Genomic DNA, 21,359 nt, shown 5'->3' on the forward strand with positions numbered 1-21,359 from the left:
CGATGACACCATGAGCGAGATCGTGGTCGGCATGGGCGCGGGCGCCAAAGAACTCGCGACCGAGGACATGATCCTCAACATCGGCCCGCAACACCCGTCGACCCACGGCGTGCTGAGGCTCCGCCTCACCCTCGACGGCGAACGCATCGGCACCGCCGAACCGATCATCGGCTACATGCACCGCGGCGCCGAGAAACTCTTCGAGGTCCGCGACTACCGCCAGATCATCGTCCTGGCCAACCGCCACGACTGGCTCTCGGCCTTCGCCAACGAACTCGGCGTGGTCATCGCGGTCGAGCGCATGCTCGGCATGGAGGTCCCCGTACGCGCGGTCTGGGCCCGCACCCTGCTGGCCGAACTGAACCGCGTGCTGAACCACCTGATGTTCCTCGGCAGCTACCCCCTCGAACTGGGCGCCATCACCCCGCTCTTCTACGCCTTCCGCGAGCGCGAAACCCTCCAGGCGGTCATGGAGGAGATCTCCGGCGGCCGCATGCACTACATGTTCAACCGCGTGGGAGGCCTGAAGGAGGAACTCCCCAAAGGCTGGATGTCCCGCACCCGCCAGGCCGTCGCCGACGTCCGCCGCCGCCTCCCCGACATCGAGAACCTGATCTCCGGCAACGAGATCTTCCTGGCCCGCACCCGGGGCGTCGGCGTGCTGACCCCCGAGACGATCCGCCAGTACGGCGTCAGCGGCCCCATCGCCCGCGCCTCCGGCGTCGACTGGGACCTGCGCCGCGACGACCCCTACCTGGCCTACGGCGAGCTTCCGGTCACGGTCGTGACCCGTGAGGCGGGCGACTGCCACGCCCGTTTCGAGGTCCTGCTCGACCAGGTCAAGGTCTCTCTCGACCTCGCCGACGCCTGCCTCGACCGGCTGGCCGACCTGCCGCCGGGCCCGATCAACCAGCGGCTGCCCAAGATCCTCAAAGTGCCCGAAGGCCACACCTACGCCTGGACCGAGAGCCCGCTGGGCATCAACGGCTACTACCTGGTCAGCCGGGGCGAGAAGACACCGTGGCGGTTGAAGCTGCGCAGCGCCAGCTTCAACAACATCCAGGTGCTGAGGGAGATGCTGCCCGGCCGTCTGGTCGCCGACATGGTCGCCATCCTGGGCTCGATGTTCTTCGTCGTGGGAGACATCGACAAGTGATCAGGCGGGCCGCTGGTCCTGGTTGTTCTTGTCGCCCGGGATCCGGCAGCAGAACTCCAGGAAGAGCGCCGCGCAGACCAGCACCACCGCCGAGATCAGCGACCCGGCCGACACCAACGCGTCGTGCCTCGGGCCGGGGATGTCGAACATCCCCAGGGTGTGGATGAGGAACCCGCCGAACATCCCCGCGAACGCCGCCCCCGCGAGAGCCGTCGCCTTGGCCAGTGCCGCCAGCCGCGCCACCACCAGCGGCTCAGGCGGGGTGGTGTCTTCCTTCCGCATGATCCGCCCCCGGGTCAGCCACCCCGTGTACGCCTCGCCGATCGCCAGCAGCAGGAACGTCGGAATGGCCGTCCACGGCACCTGCGGCAGGCTCGCGTAGGCACCCTGCAGGAATGCCCAGGTCACCACGGCGAACACGACCACGACGCCGACGAGCACACCGGGATTGCTGGGCTTCACGACACGACTCCTAAAGCGGGGGTTCCAGCGACAGGTCAGCCCGGAGGCGCACGCCGCTCTGGTCGAGACCGGCCAGCAGCGCCGCCACCGACCCCCGCCCCGGCAGCACCGCCGAGGCGTCGGTCTGCGACCACGGCACCAGCACGAAGGCCCGTTCGTGGGCCCGGGGATGAGGCAGGGTCAACTCGGCCTCGTCGGACAGAAGGTTGCCGACCATGATGATGTCGACGTCCAGGGTGCGCGGCCCCCAGCGCTCCCTGCGGACCCGCCCGAACGCGTCCTCCACCCCGAGGGCCCGGTCGAGCAGGGTGCGGGGATCGAGCGTGGTCTCCGCGATCACCACGGCGTTCAGATAGGCCCCCTGGGAGGGCCCGCCGACGGGATCGGTCTCGTAGACCGGCGAAAGCGCCACGAACGACATGCCGGGCGCGTCGAACAGCGCGTCGAGGCCGCTCTGCAGATAGTCCATCCGCTGCCCGAGGTTGGAGCCCAGCGAGAAGACGACCCTCACCGCGACCTCCTGACCGTCACCACCACGTCGTCGAACGGCAGCGGAATCGGCGCCGCCGGCTTGTGCACGCTGAGCTCGACGTCCTCCACGAGCTCGTAGCGCAGACAGACCGCGGCCAGCCGCTCGGCCAGCGTCTCGATGAGATCGACCGGCTCCCCCTCGACCACGGCCACCAGTTCGAGCGCCAGCGCCCCGTAGTCGACGGTCTTGGTCAGATCGTCACCGGCCGCCGCCGGCCTCACGTCGAGGAACAACGTCGCGTCGACGACGAACTCCTGCCCCAGCTCGCGCTCAGCGGGCAGGCAACCATGCCGCCCCCTCGCCCGAAGCCCTTTCAAGCTCACCGTATCGAGGCCCACGACACCTCCGCACCGATCTCCATCAGGCTTCCTGCCCGAGATCACTTTCTACAGCCAACCGATTCCGCCGATCACAACGCCCCCCGCCCGAACGCACATTCCGCCGAACGCCATGACACCCCCAAAACCCTCCCCGCATAGCACGACACCCGCCGATTGCGGGCGGCGTGACAGGGCCGGCAGCGGCATTCCAAGGGATGGCCGGCGATGGTCATGCACCCTTCAGCCGCGGGCCGACGGGCCGCCGTCGAGCGAGCCGTTCGAGTCCTCCTCCGGCGGTCGCGCTGCGATGAACCGGCCGTGACGTCAGGTGCTCCTGCCACCCGGAGCACCACATGGCGAGACCAGCGACGCCAAGCGCGCCGCAGCCGGCCCGAATCCCGACATCGTGTACTCAGACTTGGCCGGCTAGGTGTGTCGGAGACCCGCCGTTACATCGTCCACGACAGGGATCACCACACAGCCCAGCCCTGTTGCGGCGACCTCACCCGGGTCAGGACGTCTCTTCCTCTTCCTCGTCGTCGCCCGTCTGCAGCACCGGCGACCCGTGGTGGTGCCACAGACGCCAGCCGCCCGCCGTCTTCACGAACGTGTTCGTCGCCACCACCCGCCCGGCCGCGAACCCCGTGTCGCCGACGTCTTCGGCGTCGGCCGCCGTGAGGATGTTCTCGGCGCAGGTCAGCACCGCGACATTCCCTAAAACCGTCGTCTGTACGTCAGTGAGCACAAACTGGATATAGGGCGTGTTGGCCATGATCAGCGCCCACGACCGCAGCACCTCGCCACGACCGGACAACATCGGCCACCCGGGATGGACGCACATCGCCACCAGGTGGTCGGGCACGTCCTCCACCCAGATCTCCGACATTCGATCCAGGTCGGCGCTTTCGATCGCGGCGTAAAAGGCCTGGTTGAGGTCTTCAACCTCTTTCATCGGCTGCCCTCCACGCCGCGGCAACCCGTACGGCGTCGGCGTTGGGTCGGACGTCGTGGACGCGTACGCACCAGGCGCCGTCTCGGGCGGCGAGCGCGGTGACCGCCAGGGTCGCGTCGTCGTTCTCGGCGAACGGGCGGGGTTCGCCGTCGGGACCGGCGAGCAGCCGGCCGAGGAAACGTTTGCGGGACGCCCCGATGATCAGGGGCCGGCCCAACTCCCGGAGCCGGTCGAGACCGGCCAGGAGCGCCCAGTTGTGGTCGGCCTGTTTGGAGAACCCCAGGCCCGGGTCGAGGATCAACTGCTCCTCGCGGACGCCCTCGGCGAGCACCGAGTCGACGCGCTTGCGCAGTTCCTCGCTCACCTCGGTGACCACATCGCTGTAGATCGCCCGGCTCTCCATGTCTCTGCTGTGGCCGCGCCAGTGCATCACCACGTAGGCGACGCCGGAGGCGGCCACCACCCGGGGCATCACGGGGTCGGCCAGGCCGCCGCTCACGTCGTTGACCAGCCGGGCCCCGGCGGCCACGGCCAGCTCGGCGACCTCGGCGCGCATCGTGTCGACGCTGACGGCGACGCCCTCGGCGGACAACGCACGGATCACCGGCTCGACCCGGCGCAGTTCCTCTTCGAGGGAGACCCGCGCGGCCCCGGGACGGGTCGACTCGCCGCCCACGTCGACGATGTCGGCGCCCTGTTCGACCAGGGCGAGGCCGTGGGCGATGGCGATCTCGGGGTCGAACCACCGGCCGCCGTCGGAGAAGGAGTCGGGGGTGACGTTGACCACGCCCATGACGAGGCAGCGCCCGGCGTCGGGCAGCCCCGGCACGGTGAACGCGCTCATCAACGGCTCCTCATGTGGTCGATCGGGATCAAGCCTAGGCGTTCCGGCAGCACGATCCGCCGCCCGGGGGGCACCTGTGGATAACGATCGAAAACTAGCGGCCGATGATCAGGGACATCGCCTCGGCGCGGGTCTTGTCGTCTTCGCGGAAGATGCCGCGGACCGCCGAGGTGATGGTCTTCGCGCCCGGTTTGCGGACGCCGCGCATGGTCATGCACATGTGCTCGGCCTCGATGACCACGATCGCGCCCCGGGGCTTCAGCACCTCCATGAGGGCGTCGGCGACCTGGGAGGTGAGCCGCTCCTGGACCTGGGGCCTGCGGGCGTAGAGGTCGGCCAGCCGGGCCAGCTTGGACAGGCCCGTCACCTGGCCCTTGTCGTTGGGGATGTAGCCGATGTGGGCCACCCCGTGGAAAGGGACCAGGTGGTGTTCGCACGTGGAGTAGATCTCGATGTCGCGCACCAGGACCATCTCGTCGTGGTCGGCGTCGAACACCGTGGTGAGCACGTCTTCGGGCCGCTGCCCGAGCCCCGCGAACTGCTCCGCGTAGGCTCGGGCGACACGCGCCGGGGTCTCGACCAGGCCCTCACGGCCCGGATCTTCGCCGATCGCGATCAGAATCTCGCGTACGGCCGCTTCGATCCGGGCGTTGTCGACCTGGAGAGGCTTGCCAACCACTTTTTTTATGCCTCGTCCTTTTGGGGGGCGGGCTGCGCGACAGCGGCGCCGTTGCCGGAGGCGATGGCGGGGGCGGCGTGGCCGTTGGCCGCGGCCACCTCCTTGGGCGTGATGACCGGAGGACGGTCGGAGGGCAGCCGCTTGCCGTAGCCGGCGTAGGACGGGCGCTTCTCCCTGACCACGATCGGGCTGAAGATCTCCAGCACCTGCTCGCGGGACAGGGTCTCCTTCTCCATCAGCTCCAGGACCAGGTTGTCGAGCACGTCACGGTATTCGACCAGGATCTCCCAGGCCGCGTCGTGGGCCGACTCGATCAGGCGGCGGACCTCGTCGTCGATCGACGACGCGATCTGCTCGGAGTAGTCGCGCTCGTGGCCCATCTCGCGGCCGAGGAAGACCTCGCCGTTGCCGGAACCGAACTTGCGGGCGCCGAGCTTCTCGCTCATGCCGTATTCGGTGACCATGCGGCGGGCGATGGAGGTCGCCTTCTCGATGTCGTTGGAGGCGCCGGTCGTGGGCTCGTGGAAGACGAGCTCCTCGGCCGTGCGGCCGCCCAGCAGCATCGCGAGCTGGTCGTTCATCTCCGAGCGGGTGGCCAGGAACTTGTCTTCCATCGGCAGCGTCATCGTGTAACCGAGGGCGCGGCCGCGCGACAGGATCGTGATCTTGTGGACCGGGTCGGAGTTGGGCAGCGCGTGGGCCACCAGGGCGTGGCCGCCCTCGTGGTACGCGATGATCTTCTTCTCCTGGTCGGACATGACCCGCGACTTGCGCTCGGGGCCGGCCATCACGCGGTCGATCGACTCTTCGAGGATCTCCATCGTGATGAGCTTCTTGTCCTGGCGGGCGGTCAGCAGGGCCGCCTCGTTGATCACGTTGGCCAGGTCGGCGCCGGTGAAGCCAGGGGTCCGGCGGGCGATGACGTCGAGGTCGACGCCCTCGGCGAACGGCTTGCCCCGGCCGTGGACCTTGAGGATGCCCTTGCGGCCCTCAAGGTCGGGACGGTCGACGGTGACCTGCCGGTCGAACCGGCCGGGACGCAGCAGCGCGGGGTCGAGGATGTCGGGCCGGTTGGTCGCGGCGATGAGGATCACGCCGCCCTTGACGTCGAAGCCGTCCATCTCGACGAGGAGCTGGTTCAGGGTCTGCTCGCGCTCGTCGTGACCACCGCCGAGGCCCGCGCCGCGGTGACGGCCGACGGCGTCGATCTCGTCGATGAAGATGATGGCGGGGGCGTTGGCCTTGGCCTGCTCGAACAGGTCGCGGACGCGGCTCGCGCCGACACCCACGAACATCTCGACGAAGTCGGAGCCGGAGATCGAGTAGAACGGCACCCCGGCCTCGCCGGCGACGGCCCTGGCGAGCAGGGTCTTACCGGTTCCGGGCGGGCCGTAGAGCAGGACGCCCTTGGGGATCTTGGCCCCGATGGCCTGGAACTTCGCCGGTGCCTGCAAGAACTCCTTGATCTCCTGGAGTTCCTCGATGGCCTCGTCGGCGCCGGCCACGTCGGCGAACGTGGTCTTCGGGGTGTCCTTGGTGATGAGCTTCGCCTTCGACTTGCCGAAGTTCATCACCCGGGAGCCGCCGCCCTGCATCTGGTTCAGGAAGAACAAGAAGAAGAGCACGATCAGAATGATCGGCAGGAAACTCATGAGCAGGGTGACGAAGAAGTTCTCCTTGGGAACCTCGACCGTCCACCCGTTCTTCGGGTTCGCCTTCGCGAGCGCCTCGGTGATCTGGACGCCCTGACCGGTCACCCAGGAGGCCTGGATGCGGTCGGTCGACTTGCCGCCCACCTGGATGGGCTTGGCCAGGGTCACCGCGGCGACCTGGTCTCTGTCGGTCACCTTGGCGCTGACCACATTGCCGCTGTTGATCTGCTGGAGAACAGTGGAGGTGTCGGCGGTGGTGTAATTGCCGCCGGTGTTCATCAACGTCGTGACGAGGAGCAGAAGCACGACGATGCCCAGGATCCACAGCAGTGGCCCACGTGTAAATCGCTTGAGATCCATCCGATGCGGAACCCCGGCGGGCCCGTCCCTTCCTGACCAAGGCCTGGCCCCCTTTGGGTAAAGGGGGTCGCGGCACCCTTTGCCGCTCCTTCTGACTACCCAGGGCCGCCCCCGGGTTATCAGAAGGTACACCGAGCCGCCGGTGAGGGTCACCGCCCGGCAGGCTCGGGCATTGCTCATCCAACGTACGTCAGGGACAGGCGTGTTCCCTTCGCGGAGAGCAAATATCAAGCCTCCGGAGGGGCCACTTCGCTCAGGGCTTATTCGCCGCCATAGACATGTGGCGCCAGAGTGCCGATGAATGGGAGGTTTCGATAGCGCTCGGCGTAGTCGAGCCCGAAGCCGATGACGAACTCGTTGGGGATGTCGAATCCCACATATTTGACGTCGAGGGGGACCTTCACCGCGTCGGGCTTGCGGAGGAGGGTGCAGATCTCGACCGAGGCCGGGTTGCGCGACTGGAGGTTGTTGAGCAGCCACGACAGGGTCAGGCCCGAGTCGATGATGTCCTCGACGACCAGCACGTGGCGCCCTGCGATGTCGGTGTCGAGGTCTTTCAGCACCCGCACCACGCCCGACGACTTGGTGCCGGCGCCGTAGGACGACACCGCCATCCAGTCCATCTGGACGGGCACGTGGAGCGCGCGGGCGAGGTCGGCCATCACCATGACGGCGCCCTTCAACACCCCGACGATGAGCAGTTCGTGGCCCGCGTAGTCGGCGTCGATCTTCCCGGCGAGTTCCCTGATCTTGGCCTGGAGCTCTTCCTCGGAGATGAGGACCCTGGACAGGTCTCTGCCCATGTCGGCTGCGTCCACCTGCGAATTCCTTACGAGAGGGAGCTGGTGAACATCAGCCTGCCATATCGGCGAACCACACCCACCCCTCCGGGTAGGTCCACCCCCTTCTGCCCCGTCCAGCGGGTGATCAGCCGCTCGGCCTCCTCGATGTGCACGGCCGCGAGCGCGGAGGGCGGCGACCCGGCGGCCACGGCGGCCCGGTGGATCACCCGGCGGCGCACCGCCGCGGGGAGGTCGGCGAGGAGGGCGGTGGACAGGCCGGTGCCCAGGTCTCTGGCCTCGGCGTAGACGCGGTCGGCCCAGTCGTCGAGGGCGTCGGCGTCGTCGCGGCACAACCGGGCGGTGCGGGCGAGCGCGTCGGCGATGCCGGGGCCGAGATCGGACTCCAGGAGGGGCAACAACGTTTGCCGTACCTTGACCCGGGTGAACCGCGGGTCGTCGTTGTGGGGGTCGTGCCAGGGGACCAGGCCGAGCGCCGCGCAGGCCTCTTCGGTTCTCGCACGGCTCACGCCCAGCAGTGGCCGCCGGTAGACGCCCGTGACCTCGGCCATGCCCGACAGGGAGCGCGAACCGCTGCCCCGGGCCAGCCGCAGCAGCACGGTCTCGGCCTGGTCGTCGCGAGTGTGGCCCAGCAGGACGACGGCCCCGAGGCGGGCCGACACCTCGTCGAGGGCGGCGTAGCGGGCGATCCGGGCCGCCGCCTCGGGGCCTCCGAGGGTGCCGACCTCGACCGTCACCGCCTCGGCGACGTCGAGGCCAAGGCTGGGCGAAAGCCGTACAAGATCATCGGCTCTCGACCGGGAACCGGGCTGCAGGTCGTGGTCGACGGTGACCAGCCCGGCGCGGAGGCCGAGTCGCGGCGCGACGAAGCCGAGGCAGGCGGCCAGGGCCAGGGAGTCGGCGCCGCCGCTGCAGGCGGCGAGCACCAGACTGCCCTTGTCGAGATCGGAGAGCGATTCGCGGATCGCGCGGCGGACGTCGGCGACCGCCGGATGAGGACCCATCAGGCGGTCTTGTGATCGGGCTCCAGCGCGTTGGTGGCGAGGACCCGGCGCATCCACGCGTGGGGATCGGAGATCTCCTGGCGGGTGGGCAGGGTCTCGGGGGAGGTCCAGACCCGGTTGAAGCCATCCATTCCGGCCTCTTGCACCACGGTGGTCACGAAGGTGGAGCCCTCGGCGTACTGCTTCATCTTCAGGTCGACGCCGAGCAGGCGGCGGATCACCTGGTCGACGCGGGAGCCGCCCGCGCGGCGATGCTGGAACTTGGCCCGGATCTCGGCCACCGAGGGCACCACGCTGGGGCCGACGGCGTCCATCACATAGTCGCCGTGGCCCTCGACCAGGGTCATCACGGCGGTCACCCGGTCGAGCACGGCCTTCTGCTCGGGGGTTTGGATGGCCTCGATCAGGTTGCCCTCGCCGCCGCGGAAGGCGTCGGCGACCGCGTCGGTGATGTCGCGCATGCGGCCGAGGAGGGCCGACAGGTCCATGTCGGAGATCGTGAGGAACTCCTTCATCTGGGCCTGGAGGTATTCGCGCAGCCACGGGACGCCGGTGAACTGCACCCGGTGGGTCTCCTCGTGGAGGCAGACCCAGAGGCGGAAGTCGCGGGGGTCGACGCGCAGCTCGCGCTCGGTGTTGACGATGTTGGGTGCCACCAGGGTGAGGCGCCCGGTCGGGGCGTTGCCCTCGGGGTCGGGCGGCAGGAACAGTTCGTACTGCCCGAGGACCCGGCTCGCCAGGAACGACAGGACGGCGCCGACCTCGACGCCGGTGATGCGGGAGCCGACGGCGCCGATGATGGGCGGCACGTTGCCGACCTTCTCCGACAGCGGTTCGAGGACGACCTTGAACCCCTCGACGTTGGCCCGGATCCAGCCGGGGCGGTCGACGACGGTGGCCTCCTCGGGAGGCGCCGAGTCGATCCCGGTGAACTCCTTGACGTGGACCTCGGCCTCGCGCGACAGGCGCCGAAGCTCGCTGACGGCCTGCCTGGCCTCTTCACGGCTCACCTGTGGCCCCGGGCGGACGAGCCTGACTCCGGTAGCGACGGCGAGATCCCAGTCGATCACCTGCATGTTCACCACCGTATGTCGTCGGTTCAGGCGGCGCGCGAGACCAGCGTCGCCAGCCGGTCGAGCGCCTTGACGGTCTTGCCCGGGTCGGTGACGCCGTTGGCCATGAACGCGAAGCTCAGCAGCCTTCCGTCGGCGGTGTGGACCAGGCCCGTCAGTGTGTTCACTCCGTCGAGAGTGCCCGTCTTCGCCCGGACCAATCCGGCGGCGGCCTTCGAGTCGGCCTCGCCGTAGCGGCCGTGGAGGGTGCCGGTGAAGCCCGCGACCGGCATTCCGCTGATCAGCGAGTGGAGCTGGGGGTGCTGCGGGGAGGCGCCCAGCGCGACGAGTTTCGCCAGCGCCGCCGGGGTGATCTTGTTGGCGGTCGACAGGCCGCTGCCGTCGTGGACCTCGACGCCCTGGGTGATGCCGAGGCGGGTCAGCACGGCTTGGTAGGCCTTGGCCTGGCCGGCGTAGGTGTGGGGCTGCTTCTCGGCGATGGCCACGTGGCGGCCCAGCGCCTCGGCCAGGTCGTTGTCGCTCTCGGTGAGCATGCGCTCGACCAGGGCGTAGACCGGGGCCGACTCGACCCGGGCCAGTTCCTGGCCGGGCTGCGAGGTCTTGACGGGCTTGATCGTCTTGCCGACCTTGATGCCGTATTTGGCCAGCAGGTCGCCGAACGCCCTGGACGCGTCGGCCGGCGGGTTCGCCGAGCGGGGGGCGTCGTTGCGGGGCACCAGGCGGCCCTCGTCGATGGCCAGGGCGGTCACCGGGGAGGCGCTGCCTTCGGGCACGTAGGTCGGCTTCCAGCCCGGGGCGGTCACCGGGCCCTGGAAGAGCGAGGCGTCGTAGGACAGGACGATCGACTTCACTCCGGCGGCCTTGAGCGCCTTGGCGGTGCGGGAGGCCAGCGTCTGGAGGCTGGCCGCGCGCGGATAGTGGTCGCGCGGGTCGGCCTTGGGGCCGGCCAGGGTCGGATCGCCGCCGCCGACCAGAACGATCTTGCCGGGGGCGGTCTGGACGACCGTCGTGGCGAACGTCACATCGGCGCCGATCGAGGCCAGCGCCGCGGCGCCGGTGACCACTTTGGTGGTGGACGCCGGGGTCAGCGCGGTGGTCGAGCCCTCATCGAACAGCGTTTGCCCGGTTTCGGTGTCGATGACGGTACCTGCGACCTTGCCGCCTATTCCCGGGTCACCCATGGCGTCACGGAGGAGGGTGGTCAAAGTACTCTTAGCCGGGAGAGGGCCGTCGAGCGCGGCGACCAGAACAGGCGGTGCCGTGACGATCGGTGTGGGGGCCGGTTTGGGGGCCGCGGCCTGTATCGGAACCCGCTCGCCGCCGTTGACCACGAGGTAGACGCCCGCGGCGATGACGAACATCTGTAGCAGCGCGAGGGTGGCGACAACCACCCAACGCTCGCGTCGCACCACGTGACCTCTCCCTAGTTACGCCTACGAGACACTAACGCCACTCCGGGACCACTCGGATGGCTTGAGCGGAGGAAATGGCAGTGGAGTTCGACGTTGTCGTTGAGATACCCAAAGGGCAACGCAACAAATATGAGGTGGATCATGAGACCGGCCGGATCCGACTCGACCGGATGCTCTTCACGTCCACTCAGTACCCTGCCGACTACGGCTTCATCGAGAACACCCTCGGCGAGGACGGCGACCCCCTCGACGCCCTCGTCCTCCTCCAGGAACCGACCTTCCCCGGGTGTCTCATCCGCTGTCGCGCCGTCGGCATGTTCCGCATGACCGACGAGAAGGGCGGCGACGACAAGGTCCTCTGCGTCCCCTCACGTGACCCCCGCCAAGAACACATCCGCGACATCCACCATGTCCCGGAGTTCGACCGGCTGGAGATCCAGCACTTCTTCGAGGTCTACAAGGACCTCGAACCCGGCAAGTCGGTCGAGGGCGCCAACTGGGTCGGCCGGACCGAGGCCGAGGCCGAGATCGAGCGCTCCTACAAGCGCGCCAAGCACTGAATCAACCCGGTCTCGTGGCGCCGACGTAGTCGGGCCGCCACATCGACGCGATGCGGACCACGTCTCCCGTCTGGGGGGCGTGGACCATCAGGCCGCGTCCGATGAACAGGCCGACGTGGTGGATCGGGTCGCCGAAGAAGACCAGGTCGCCGGGGCGCAGGTCGGCGGATTCGACATGCGGCCCGGCGGTCCACTGCGTGCCGGTCCAGTGGTCGAGCGGCACCCCCGCCCGTTCCCAGGCCCGCATGGTCAGCCCTGAGCAGTCGAAGCTCTCCGGGCCGTCGGCCGCCCACACATAGGGCTTGCCGAGCTGGGCCAGCGCCCAGCGGGCCGCCTCCCCACCGGCGCCCCCGGCGGTGAGCGCCCAGCCGGGAGCCGCCGGGCCGGCCCCGACCCGGAACGTGGCCAGGTCGAGCCGCTCCTCGATCTCGCGCTGCTCCCTGCGCAGTTCCCTGGTCTCGGCCAGTTGCGTCTTCACGGTCTCCTCCGCGGCCGTCTTGAGACGCTCGGCCTCCGCCGCGGCCCGATGGGCCTCGTCGAGCATGTCGGCGGCCTCGTTCTGCAGGATCCGGAGCACCTCGCGGCTGTCGTCGAGGCGGTCGATGACGGCCGCGCGCTCGTCGCCGATCTGGGTGACCAGGCTGGCCCGGCGCATCAACGCGTCGGGGGCGCCCGGCAGGGCCATCATCGGATTCGCCAGGTCGACGCCGTAGGCGTCGGCCGCCAGGGCGGCGGCCCGGCTCCTGGCCGCCTCGACGGTCCGCTCGGCGGCCAGCAGGTCGGCGGTCACCTCGGCGTGCTCGGCCTGGGCCCGCCGGACCTTGACGAGCTCGCCGTTGTAGGCCTCGATGAGGCGTTCGGCGTCTCGGACGAGCTCGCGGCGGCGCTCCTTGGCCCGCGCCAGCTTCACCTGGTTGCGGGCGAGCTCCCGGACCTGCGCGGTGATCGTGTCGCGGGGACCCGGCGTCGCGGCGGCCTCGCCCGGCGCCCCGGCCAGCAGCCCGGCGACCACGAGCGTCGCGGGCAGCGCCCTTGACCTGCGATTCGACATGGGCAGGCCCATTCCCGCAGGTCACTCAAGGAACACCAGCCTCATTGGCAAAGGAGTTCACATGAGTCTCAGCAACCGCGCGATCCAGGGGCGCATGCCCGTGGTCACCGGCTCGGGGCCGCGCGGATAGGCGAACACCGGGGCGTCGCCACCGTGGGTGGCCCTCAGCTCGGCCGCCTTGCACCAGTCGGCGGCGGTCCGGCAGGCCGCCCACGCGACCGACAGGGCCGGCCGGGCCTCGGGGTGGCGTTCGTGGATCTGCGCCAGGGTGATGGCGGCGTGGGCGGCGGCGTAGCCGTCGTCGGGATAGGCGGTGCCGGCCAGGTAGGGGGCGGTGACCCTGCCGCCGTGGGGGGTGCTCTGCACCCACGTCCAGTTGGCGACGACCAGGTTGAGGACGGGGTCGGGGAGGCGGGCGGCCTCGCCGTACATGCGGTCTTGGCGGGGGCCGGTGAGGCGGCGGGAGGACAGCAGCCAGGTGACGTCGTCGGGGGTGTGGGCCTCGGCCAGCCAGGTCAGGATGGCCAGGGCCCTGGCGGCCTGGAGGCGGCTGAGGTCGAGGACGTCGCGGATCATCCGGGGCCCCGGGTCGAGCCAGACCGGCCAGGCCGCCTCGTGGGCCTTGGCCACGAGCTCGGCCAGCGGCGCGGGCGGCAGGTCCGGGTAGACCCGGCGATCACGAACGGCAAAGCCGTCGGCGGCCATGGTGTTCGCCCTTCACGTGCTCGTGCTCGTGGTCGCCGTCGTCCGTCTGGGGGTTGGCGGCCAGTTCGACGTCGACCGGTTCGGCCGCCGGGGTGACGGTGGCGACCGGGGTCGGTGACGGGCGGGGGCCCGGCGGGCGGCTGTGCGGGGGCTCGCCCTGGGCGGTCTTCGTGGGGCGCGGACGCGGCAGGCCGACGCGTTCGGGCCTCGGGTAGTGGACGCCGAGCACGGTCGGGCGGGGACGCGCCACCGCGCTCTCCGACGACTCCCTGACCGGGTCGAGCGTGCGGACCGGCGGCGGCACCTTGGGCGGGACCTTCGGCGGGTAGTCGCTGACGGTCGCGGCGGGGGTGTAGAGCCGGGCGCTCGGCGCGGCCACCCCACCGCGCTTCTCCATCGGGTAACCGGTGACCTGCATGACCAGCACGACCACCACGGCGGCGGCGGCCACGGCCGCCAGCGCGCCCACGGCCACGTGGCGCCCGCGCCGGTGCCGCGTGCCGGGGAAGCCGTCGGGGTCGAGCGGCCCGGCCCGGCGGGCGACGTAGCGGCGGTAGGGCAGCAGCTCGGGGTCGATGAAGCAGCTCATCACCCGTACGCGGACCGTGTCGGGCATGACCGGGAGGGGCAGCAGGGCGAAGACCTTGCCGGCCGAGACCTGGCGGGCCCGGTGGGGGCGGCAGGTCTCGCACGTGAAGATGTGGTTCACCACGCGGGCGCGGCGTTCGTCGGGGTCGCCGCCCTCGGCGTCGGCGACCAGGACCGAACGGGCCGGGCAGTCGCCGGGGTCGCGGCGGGCCAGCACCTCGGCGGTGATCGCGTCTTGCAGCCGGAGCGAGGCCGACTCGCGCAGGGCCTCGGCATGGCGGGTGCTCAGGCCGAGCACCGTGCCGAGGTCGGCGGCGGCCAGGCCGTGGCGCAGGGACAGTTCGAGGATCTCCCGGTCGGCCGGCGGCAGGCCGTGGACGGCGTGCCAGGCGGCGGCGTCGGGGGCCTCCTCGGGCTCGACCGGCGCCCCGGCCTGCCACCTGCGCCGGCACTCGGCGCGGGCCAGCGCGAGCAGCCAGACGTAGAGGCGGTCGGGGTCGCGCAGGGCCTCGACGTGGGCCTCGGCGGCGATCATCGTGTCGCGTAACGCCACCTGGGCGCCCTCGGGGCCGAGCAGGAACCAGCAGAAGCGGTAGACGCCTTCGGCGTGGGCGTCGTAGAGAGCCGCGAGAGCACCCGGATCGCGGGCGCGCAGGGCCTGAACCAGATCGCGATCGGTCATGTCACCGAAGGTAATGGATCCGTAACTTGGAGTTCAGGCTTTCCGTCGCATTCTCGGCCGCTATTTTCCCGGCATTTCTCCGCCGAGCGGAACACCTTCGAAGTCGTCCGGAATTCGCATCCCCAATTGGGCGAAAACGGTCGGCGCGACGTCGACGAGTTCGGCCTCGTGGCGGCGTTCGTGCCGGATTCCGGGGCCGGCGGCGAGCAGGAAGATCTGCAGTTCCTCCGGCGAGAGACCGCCGTGGCCGCCCTCGTCGCGGTGCCCGTGGTCGGTCACCACGATGACCGACCACTTCTCGTTCGGGTACGTCGGCCGCCGCCTGACGGCGTCGACGAGGCGGCCGACGCCGAAGTCCATGGTGTCGAGCGCGGTGACGTACTCGGGGCCGAGAGGCCCGTGCCGGTGGGCCACCTTGTCGGGGTTGACCAGGTGCAGGAAGACGACGTCGACCTGGTGGCGGGCGATCAGGTCGGTCATCCGCCGGATGATCATCTCGTCCTTGAGGTGCTCGGCGTAGTCGACGCCGGGGCGCAGGGTGGCGTGCCAGTCGACCTGGTGGAGCAGCCCGGTGTCGAAGAAGGTCCGCCACAGGGTGACGGCCAGGGTGTCGAGGTCGGGGCGCACCCTTTCCAGCCGGGTCAGGAAATCGGGATATCTCGTGTATTGGCGTCCGACAAAGGTGTTGTCGCGTACGCCATGCTTTTCCGGATTGACGCCGGTGAGAATGGTCGACCACGCCGGACCGCTCAGCGATTTCACGCCGGGGGCCAGATCGAGTTCCCCGGTGGCGTAGAGTCCCTCGCTCATGAGGGCGCGCAGATAGGTCGCCTCGGTGGTGAGCACGCGGTCGGTGCGCACCCCGTCCACGCCGATCACCAGGACCTTCGGCACCGGCTTCGGCGGGGGCGGTTCGACGTGGCTGACCGGCCCGCAGCCGAGCGCCACCACGATGGCGAGGGCCAGCGCAACGCGGACGGCCGAAGAACGGCCGTGGCACGCGCGGCGAATCCGCCTGTAAGACACCGCCCCCGCCCATGGGCGAGGTCTCACGCCAGCCCGCCGGCCACGATCGCCAGGCCCGCCGCCGCGGCGGCCGAGGCGCCGAGCGCGAGGGTCACCCCGGCGCAGACCATGGCGGTCTCGACGACGCCCCGGTTGATCGACCGGGGGTGGTCGTCGGCGATCTCCCGTAGCGCCCGCACGCCCATGACCAGCGCGCCCAGCGCGAGGAAGACGCCCACGCCGCCCAGGAACAGCAGCGGGAGCGAGAGGTAGCCGAGCCGGGCGGTCCAGACGACCGAGGTGTAAGGAGCGTCGCGCCGCGCCACCGCCGCCTCGACGAGGGCCCAGGAGGTCATGAGGTCCTTCGTGGAGGCGGTGCCACGCCCGAATCGCGGTGTAGGCCGTACTTTGAGGTTCTTCATGGCAATCGCCCCCGGAAGAAAGATCGAGCCTTATTCGGGGGAATATCACGAACGCTGAGTGATACCTCCGCGACGCGCGGTTTCTTGGTGATTCACGGGGTCAGTCCGACGGACGCGCAGCCGTCGGCCAGGGCGTCGAGGCCGAACGCCTCGGCCGGGCCGAGCGCGCCGATGCCGCCCACCCCGCCGACCAGGGCGGTCGTCGCGCCCCAGGCGAGCAGCTTGGCGGTGAGGTCGTAGGGGTCGCCGCCGTTGAGACGGACGGTGGCGAGCAGGGTGCCGTCGTGGGCGTAGGCCTCGGCGATGGTCTGGGACGCGATCGGGTGGGCCTCCTGGTTCGCCGATCGGGCCGCCCGCTCGGCCATGGCCTCCATGAGCCTCCGGGAGCCGGGCAGCGCCCTCAGCAGGGGGGTGGCCCTCGCGAAGACGCCCGCCGCGCGGGTCAGGCCGCCGAGCCAGCCCAGGTAGACGTTGACCTCGCGCAGCCGGGGGTGGGTGCGCGGCAGGGCGAAGTGTTCGCTGGCGCCCATGGCGATGCCGTGACGTCTCCTCGCGCCGAAGGCGAAGGCCCGGGTCCGGCCCGTCTCCCGGACGATGCGGCCGTCGCGGAAGCCGTACATGGGTTCGAGGATCATGCTCAGCGCGGAGGCGCGGGTTCCGGCGCTGGCCCTCTTGGCCACGTTGCCGCGCAGGAAGTAGCCCACGTCGACCCTGACCGCGTCGGTGCCTGCCTTGCGCAGAGCCAGGGCGGCGGCGAGGTTGCCGGGGACGTAGTCGTAGCCGAAGGCGGGGATCAGGGTCGCGCCCGCCGCGGCCGCCTCGGGGCCGTGGCGCTGGAAGACGCGCTTGACGAAGGGCGGTTCGCCGGTCGAGTCGAGGTAGACCGCGCCCGCCTCGATGGCCGCCCTGACCGCCGCGTCGCCCCACCGCAGGAACGGTCCCACGGTGGAGACCAGTACGTCGCCGGGTTCGAGCAGGCGGGCCACCGAACGCGGCCGGGTCGCGTCGGCCACCGCCGTGGGCGGCGCGCCCGGCAGCGAGGCGGCCAGGTCGGCCAGCCGGACGGGGTCCCGCCCGGCCAGGAGAGGCTCCGCGCCCAGCGCGACCAGCGCCTTGGCCGTGAGCCGCCCGGTGTAGCCGGTGGCGCCGAACAGGACGATACGGGGGGTGGTCATGCCATTACCGTAACCTCAGCGGTTCACGGCTTCTGTTCGGTGATGACGGTGTAGCCCCGGTCTTTGGCGAACGGCGCGGTCTTGGGGGCCTGCGTGAAGATCGGCGCGGCCCCGCCGGCGGCCAGGTCCTCATAGGGCTTGGCGGTCGCGCCCCACGTGCGCGCCGTGACGGCCGTGGCGGCGGCGACCCCGGCGCTGACGCTCTCGACCGTGATGATGAACCGCCGGCTCGCCCCCGGCCGCACGTCGTCGACGAAGGCGGTGCCCCCGCCGATCAGCTTGCCCGCGGCGTCGCGCAGCAGCCCGGTCACCACCAGGCTCCCGGCCGGACGCGTGTAGGGCGACTCGACGTAGCCGGTGATCAGGTAGGACGTGGCGCCCAGCTTCTCCGTCGACACCCGGGTCACCGGGAACGTCTTGTACGCCGACGGCACCCGCGCCGCCTGGTGCCACGAGGCCGGCTTGTAGTCGATCTTGACGCTCACCGGCTTCTCGACCGCCAGCGCCTCCCCGGTGAACGCCAGCGACCCGCCGGGCGCGACCGCGTCGAGCGGCTGCTCCATCCGGACGACCTCCTTGCCGGCGGCGTCCTTCCCGGTGATCGTGGCGACCGCGTTCTCGCCGAAGTGCCACTTGTTGCCGTTGTTGAGCACGGCGGCCCAGTTGACCAGGTAACCGCCGCTGGCCTGTACCACCGAGGAGGTCTGCTCCTTCAGCGCGAGCGGGGCGAGTTCGGTCTTCTTGGTCTCCTCTTCCCCCGAGCACCCGGAAACCAGGAGCGTCACGGAGAGGAACGACAGGGCCAGGGCTGTCATACGGTGCGTCACCAGGCCGTGATAACGCCTGCGCGCGGCCCCGTTCACCTCGACCCGCCAACAGCGGACCCAATCTTTAACGCGCGCGGACGACCCGCCCCTCGTCCCAGACGGGCTCTGACGATTCGTAGACCTTCCCATCGGCGCCGAAGACCAGGTAGCGGTCGAAGTCGGCGGCGAACCAGCGGTCGTGGGTGACCGCCATGACGGTGCCCTCGAAGGCGTCGAGGCCCTCCTGGAGCGCCTCGGCGCTGGCCAGGTCGAGGTTGTCGGTCGGCTCGTCGAGCAGCAGCAGGGTCGCGCCCGACAACTCCAGCAGGAGGATCTGCAGACGGGCCTGCTGGCCGCCCGACAGGGTCTCGAAACGCTGCTCGGCGATGGTCCCGGCCAGCTCGTAGCGGGCCAGGATCTTCATGGCCTCGTTCTTGAGCCGGGCGTGCTCGGTCATCACGATCTCGCACGGGGTGCGCTTCATCAGCTCGGGATGCGAGTGGGTCTGCGCGAAGTGCCCGGGGATGACCCGCGCGCCCAGCCGGGCGACGCCGGTGTGGTCGACGTCCTCGCCGCTGAGGAGCCGGAGGAAGTGGGATTTCCCGGAGCCGTTGGAGCCCAGCACGGCCACCCGTTCGCCGTACCAGATCTCCAGGTCGAACGGCTTCATCAGGCCGGTGAGCTCCAGGCGTTCGCAGATGACCGCCCGCTTGCCGGTGCGGCCGCCGCGCAGCCGCATGTTGATGTTCTGGTCTTTGGCCGCCATCTCGGGCGGGCCCGCCTCCTCGAACTTGCGGAGCCGGGTCTGCGCCGCGTGGTAGGCGGCCGACATGCCGTCGTTGTAGGTGGCCTTCTGCTTCAGCATGTTGACCAGGCGCTTCAGCTTGGCGTGCTCCTCGTCCCACCGTCTGCGCAGCTCGTCGAGGCGCTCGTTGCGCTCCCGGCGGGCCTGCGCGTAGGTGGTGAAGCCGCCGCCGTGGACCCAGATGTTGCCCGACTCGACGGTGACGATGCGGTCGGCGGCGTTGGCGAGGAGCTGGCGGTCGTGCGAGACGAGCAGGACCGTCTTCGGGGTCTCCCGCAGGACCTGCTCCAACCACTGCTTGCCCGGCACGTCGAGGTAGTTGTCGGGCTCGTCGAGGAGGAGGACCTGGTCGGGGCCCCGCAGGAGGGCCTCCAGGACCAGCCGCTTCTGCTCCCCGCCGCTGAGGGTGTTGACCTCGCGGTATTTGCAGTCGTCGTACGGGATGCCCAGGGCCGCCATCGTGCACGTGTCCCAGAGGACCTCGATGTCGTAGCCGCCCGCGTCGGTGTAGTCGGTGATCGCCTGCGCGTAGCGCATCTGGGTCTTCTCGTCGTCGCGCTCCATCATCAGGAGCTCGATCTTGGCGAGGTGTTCGGCGGCGTCTCTGACCCGGGTCGGGGCGACCGAGAGGAGCAGGTCGTGGACGATCCGGCCGTCGCGGATGCTGCCGATGAACTGGCGCATCACGCCGAGGCCGCCGGAACTGGCGACCGTGCCCTCGACCGCCTGGAGGTCGCCCGCGATCAGCCGCATGAGCGTCGTCTTGCCCGCGCCGTTGGGGCCCACGAGGGCGGCCTTGACGCCTTCGCCGATGCGGAAGGAGACGTCGTTGAGCAACGGCCGGCCGTCGGGCAGGACATGGGTGATATGGGCGATCTCGACGTGGGCCATGCGGTCGAGGGTATTGACACGATAGATCGGGTGCCAACAGTTATCCATTCGGAACTGAGCTGGGCGATTTGCCGGTTATGTCTGTTATGAGATCTGTGCTTATCACCGGGTCCACCGAGGGCATCGGCGCCGAGAGCGCCCGCGTGTTCGGCGCCCAGGGCGACGACGTGATCGTGTCCGGGCGGGACGCCGCCAAGGGCGCCATGGTCGTCGACGACATCGTGCGGAACGGCGGCTCCGCCCGGTTCGTGCCGGCCGACCTCACCGACCTCGACGCGCTCCGCGATCTGGCCGCCGAGGCGGGCGACGTCGACGTGCTCGTCAACAACGCCGGCATGGCGCCGGTGTCGGCGACCGTCGGCCAGGAACCCGAGGTCTTCGAGAAGACCCTCGCGCTCAACCTCAGGGCGCCCTACTTCCTCACCCAGGCGCTCGTGCCCGGGATGATGGAGCGCGGGCGCGGCGCGATCGTGAACATCTCGACCATCGCCGCCGTGGTGGCCGTGCCGTTCCTGTCGGTCTACGGCGCGACCAAGGCCGCCATCAACGAACTCACCCGGACCTGGGCGGCGGAGTTCGCCGGCCGGGGGGTGCGGGTCAACGCCGTCGCGCCCGGCCCGGTGGCGACCTCCATGTACGAGAGCATGGGCGAGCGGGCCAAGGAGTTCGACGAGGGCACCATGCTGCACCGGGCGGCCGACCCCAAGGAGATCGCCGACGTCGTGGCGTTCCTGGCGTCCGACAAGGCCTCCTACATGACCGGAGCCGTCGTGCCGGTCGACGGCGGCGGCTCCGCGCTCTAGGGGGTTCGATGCCGCCGGATATGAGCAAGGAGTTCCTCGGCCGCCGGGCCGTGGTGACCGGGGGCTCCCAGGGCATCGGCGCCGCCGTCGCGCGGCGCCTGCTCGACGGGGGCGCGCGGGTGGTGGTGACGGCGCCGCACCGCGTGCCCGAGACGCCCGGCGACGCGATTCTCGTCGAGGGGGACCCGGCGAGCCTCGAAGGGGCCGGGACGACGGCCGAGGAGGCGCTCGGGGTGCTCGGCGGCTGCGACATCCTGGTCAACAACGCCGGCGCGATGCCCGACGAGGCCTGGCAGGACTCGATCGACGGCGACTTCCTGTCGGCCGTCCGCATGACCGCCGCCCTCATGCCCGCCCTGCGGCGCTCCGGCCACGCAGCGATCGTGAACGTGTCGGCCCACTGTCGGGTGGCGGAGGCGGCGCTGAACACGTACACGCGCTCGCTGGCGCGGGAGCTCGCGCCGCAGGGCATCCGCGTGACGATCGTGACCCAGGGCGAGCCGTCGGAGGTGGCGGAACTGGTCGCGATGCTCGCGTCGGACCGCGGGCGGTGGATGACGGGCGCCGACTACCACGTCGACGGCGGCTCACGGGCACTCTGACCCACCAGGGTTGACCGA

Annotated in this window: 23 protein-coding genes; 4 read left to right on the forward strand and 19 right to left on the reverse strand. The window is 70.3% G+C overall.

The window, feature by feature from the left end; genetic code table 11:
* The first annotated feature begins 10 nt into the window (after nt 1-10).
* Nucleotides 11-1,156 (forward strand): NADH-quinone oxidoreductase subunit D, encoded by a 1,146-nt coding sequence (locus AW273_RS20475; RefSeq protein ID WP_062350164.1) that lies wholly within the window; start codon nt 11-13, stop codon nt 1,154-1,156.
* Here AW273_RS20475 and AW273_RS20480 read toward each other — a convergent pair whose 3' ends face one another.
* The 11 genes from AW273_RS20480 to dacB form a co-directional block, all read right to left on the reverse strand.
* Nucleotides 1,157-1,618, reverse strand: a complete 462-nt coding sequence (locus tag AW273_RS20480; RefSeq protein WP_062350166.1) for a DUF3180 domain-containing protein — start codon at nt 1,616-1,618, stop codon at nt 1,157-1,159.
* Nucleotides 1,619-1,628: 10 nt separating this feature from the next.
* Nucleotides 1,629-2,129: a 2-amino-4-hydroxy-6-hydroxymethyldihydropteridine diphosphokinase gene (gene folK, locus AW273_RS20485; RefSeq protein WP_062350168.1), complete on the reverse strand. Its 501-nt coding sequence runs from the start codon at nt 2,127-2,129 to the stop codon at nt 1,629-1,631.
* Nucleotides 2,126-2,467 carry a dihydroneopterin aldolase gene (folB, locus tag AW273_RS20490; protein ID WP_439648639.1) on the reverse strand — a complete coding sequence of 114 codons (342 nt, stop codon included), beginning with the start codon at nt 2,465-2,467 and terminating at the stop codon, nt 2,126-2,128. The genes folK and folB overlap by 4 nt, the downstream gene beginning before the upstream one ends.
* Nucleotides 2,468-2,981: 514 nt before the next feature.
* Nucleotides 2,982-3,422, reverse strand: coding sequence for a nuclear transport factor 2 family protein (locus AW273_RS20495; RefSeq protein ID WP_062336910.1), 441 nt, complete (start codon nt 3,420-3,422; stop codon nt 2,982-2,984).
* Complete coding sequence (gene folP / locus AW273_RS20500) at nt 3,409-4,266, reverse strand: dihydropteroate synthase (RefSeq protein WP_062350173.1); 858 nt, start codon at nt 4,264-4,266, stop codon at nt 3,409-3,411. Before folP ends, AW273_RS20495 begins: the two co-directional genes overlap by 14 nt.
* Nucleotides 4,267-4,360: 94 nt before the next feature.
* Nucleotides 4,361-4,954 (reverse strand): GTP cyclohydrolase I FolE, encoded by a 594-nt coding sequence (folE, locus tag AW273_RS20505; protein WP_062350175.1) that lies wholly within the window; start codon nt 4,952-4,954, stop codon nt 4,361-4,363.
* Nucleotides 4,951-6,957, reverse strand: a complete 2,007-nt coding sequence (gene ftsH, locus AW273_RS20510) for an ATP-dependent zinc metalloprotease FtsH (protein WP_062350177.1) — start codon at nt 6,955-6,957, stop codon at nt 4,951-4,953. The genes folE and ftsH overlap by 4 nt, the downstream gene beginning before the upstream one ends.
* 260 nt (nt 6,958-7,217) lie before the next feature.
* Nucleotides 7,218-7,775 carry a hypoxanthine phosphoribosyltransferase gene (gene hpt / locus AW273_RS20515; protein ID WP_083949901.1) on the reverse strand — a complete coding sequence of 186 codons (558 nt, stop codon included), beginning with the start codon at nt 7,773-7,775 and terminating at the stop codon, nt 7,218-7,220.
* A gap of 11 nt (nt 7,776-7,786) precedes the next feature.
* Complete coding sequence (tilS, locus tag AW273_RS20520; RefSeq protein ID WP_062350593.1) at nt 7,787-8,764, reverse strand: tRNA lysidine(34) synthetase TilS; 978 nt, start codon at nt 8,762-8,764, stop codon at nt 7,787-7,789.
* Complete coding sequence (locus AW273_RS20525; protein ID WP_198168258.1) at nt 8,761-9,837, reverse strand: zinc-dependent metalloprotease; 1,077 nt, start codon at nt 9,835-9,837, stop codon at nt 8,761-8,763. The genes tilS and AW273_RS20525 overlap by 4 nt, the downstream gene beginning before the upstream one ends.
* Before the next feature lie 23 nt (nt 9,838-9,860).
* Nucleotides 9,861-11,243 carry a D-alanyl-D-alanine carboxypeptidase/D-alanyl-D-alanine endopeptidase gene (gene dacB, locus AW273_RS20530; protein WP_063910047.1) on the reverse strand — a complete coding sequence of 461 codons (1,383 nt, stop codon included), beginning with the start codon at nt 11,241-11,243 and terminating at the stop codon, nt 9,861-9,863.
* 83 nt (nt 11,244-11,326) lie between these two features.
* Between dacB and AW273_RS20535 the strand changes: the two genes are divergently transcribed.
* Nucleotides 11,327-11,806 (forward strand): inorganic diphosphatase, encoded by a 480-nt coding sequence (locus AW273_RS20535; RefSeq protein ID WP_030452941.1) that lies wholly within the window; start codon nt 11,327-11,329, stop codon nt 11,804-11,806.
* Nucleotide 11,807: 1 nt separating this feature from the next.
* Here the strand turns inward: AW273_RS20535 and AW273_RS37330 are convergent, their stop codons facing one another.
* The 8 genes from AW273_RS37330 to AW273_RS20575 form a co-directional block, all read right to left on the reverse strand.
* Nucleotides 11,808-12,857: a C40 family peptidase gene (locus AW273_RS37330; protein WP_198168260.1), complete on the reverse strand. Its 1,050-nt coding sequence runs from the start codon at nt 12,855-12,857 to the stop codon at nt 11,808-11,810.
* 57 nt (nt 12,858-12,914) lie between these two features.
* The gene (locus AW273_RS20545; RefSeq protein ID WP_062350182.1) at nt 12,915-13,562 is read right to left on the reverse strand and encodes a hypothetical protein; all 648 of its coding nucleotides are present in this window, start codon (nt 13,560-13,562) and stop codon (nt 12,915-12,917) included.
* Nucleotides 13,534-14,832 (reverse strand): RNA polymerase sigma factor, encoded by a 1,299-nt coding sequence (locus AW273_RS20550; protein ID WP_062350183.1) that lies wholly within the window; start codon nt 14,830-14,832, stop codon nt 13,534-13,536. The genes AW273_RS20545 and AW273_RS20550 overlap by 29 nt, the downstream gene beginning before the upstream one ends.
* A gap of 60 nt (nt 14,833-14,892) precedes the next feature.
* Nucleotides 14,893-15,858 (reverse strand): alkaline phosphatase family protein, encoded by a 966-nt coding sequence (locus tag AW273_RS36415; RefSeq protein ID WP_198168261.1) that lies wholly within the window; start codon nt 15,856-15,858, stop codon nt 14,893-14,895.
* Between the two features lie 23 nt (nt 15,859-15,881).
* Nucleotides 15,882-16,193, reverse strand: a complete 312-nt coding sequence (locus tag AW273_RS37980) for a hypothetical protein (RefSeq protein WP_062350187.1) — start codon at nt 16,191-16,193, stop codon at nt 15,882-15,884.
* Nucleotides 16,194-16,351: 158 nt separating this feature from the next.
* Nucleotides 16,352-17,434, reverse strand: coding sequence for a saccharopine dehydrogenase family protein (locus tag AW273_RS20565; protein ID WP_062350189.1), 1,083 nt, complete (start codon nt 17,432-17,434; stop codon nt 16,352-16,354).
* Nucleotides 17,435-17,457: 23 nt separating this feature from the next.
* A complete protein-coding gene (locus tag AW273_RS20570) occupies nt 17,458-18,249 on the reverse strand; it encodes a hypothetical protein (protein ID WP_062350192.1) in 792 nt (263 codons plus the stop codon).
* Nucleotides 18,250-18,325: 76 nt separating this feature from the next.
* Entirely contained in the window at nt 18,326-19,936 is a 1,611-nt protein-coding gene (locus AW273_RS20575) for an ABC-F family ATP-binding cassette domain-containing protein (RefSeq protein ID WP_062350193.1), read from the reverse strand.
* Nucleotides 19,937-20,022: 86 nt separating this feature from the next.
* On the opposite strand from AW273_RS20575, the gene AW273_RS20580 reads away from it, so the two are divergent.
* Both AW273_RS20580 and AW273_RS20585 read left to right on the forward strand, forming a co-directional pair.
* A complete protein-coding gene (locus AW273_RS20580) occupies nt 20,023-20,739 on the forward strand; it encodes an SDR family NAD(P)-dependent oxidoreductase (RefSeq protein ID WP_198168262.1) in 717 nt (238 codons plus the stop codon).
* Between the two features lie 20 nt (nt 20,740-20,759).
* Entirely contained in the window at nt 20,760-21,341 is a 582-nt protein-coding gene (locus AW273_RS20585; protein WP_062350197.1) for an SDR family oxidoreductase, read from the forward strand.
* Nucleotides 21,342-21,359: the final 18 nt, after the last annotated feature.

Source organism: Herbidospora yilanensis, from assembly GCF_001570565.1.
GTDB classification, from domain to species: domain Bacteria; phylum Actinomycetota; class Actinomycetes; order Streptosporangiales; family Streptosporangiaceae; genus Herbidospora; species Herbidospora yilanensis.